The 912-nt window shown below is 42.4% G+C and carries 1 protein-coding gene; it reads left to right on the forward strand.

Going from position 1 to position 912, the window contains the following annotated elements; translation table 11 throughout:
- Positions 1-793: OmpA family protein (locus F1E73_RS17120; protein ID WP_150452677.1), on the forward strand; the 793-nt coding region annotated here is incomplete at its 5' end.
- Positions 794-912 lie beyond the last annotated feature (119 nt).

A 912-nucleotide genomic window follows, 5' to 3' on the forward strand; every position in this document is an offset into this window, starting at 1 on the left:
CATTGGAGAAACTGGTTTCTTTGATCCGTATGTAGGGGCCGGACTAGGGTACACTAGAGCCAATGGTGAAGATATGGGGACCTATAATGCCGTTGTCGGATTTAGAACTTGGTTTTCAGATGAATTTGGTTTAGACTTTAGTAGCTCAGGAAAATGGGGTATGGGTGACGCTGGTAACCACTTGCAGCACCATGCAGGAGTTGTTTATCGTTTCGGAATTGAAAAAGGACTATCCAGAAAAGGAATGCTAAAACTAGCCTTGATCAATGAGCAACAGCGAGTAGCAGACTCTATTAACGCCGCTAAGAAGGCAGAGGAAGAGGCTCGTTTACGTGCAGAGCGATTGGCAAAAGAGAAGGAGCAGGCGCGTTTAGCTGCTGAGGAGAAGGCAAAAAGAGATGCCGAAAACCAACGAAGAGCTACTATTAAGCAGCAGGTGAAAGACGTTGGTAATGTAAGTTTCGCTTTTAATTCCGCCTGGGTTAGCAAAGCAGAAAAGGAAAGATTGGATAAGTTAGTGGTAATCTTAGAGGCCAATCCAGGAGTAATCTTAAAAGTTAGCTCACATGCTGATTCTAGAGGTTCTCAGGAATACAATATGAAGCTTACCGAAAGAAGGGTAAAAAATACGATCGACTATCTAGTTAACGAAAAAGGAGTTGACGCTAGCAGACTAAAAGGAGAAGCATTTGGTGAGAAGCAGTTGTTGAACGACTGTGACGGTACTAAGTACTGCCCAGAATCGAAGCATAGAGTAAATAGAAGATCAGAATTTGAAGTGTTAAGCTTCTAATTAGAGCCTTACTTCTAACTTTCCGCACTGCAGACTCGTTAAGGAGATGCAACAATCAAGGTAGGGGAGAAGTTAATACAAAGTACAAACACCAGTTATGGTCCATATAATAATGGACT

The organism is Arenibacter lacus (assembly GCF_008711145.1).
Classification (GTDB): Bacteria; Bacteroidota; Bacteroidia; order Flavobacteriales; family Flavobacteriaceae; genus Arenibacter; species Arenibacter amylolyticus.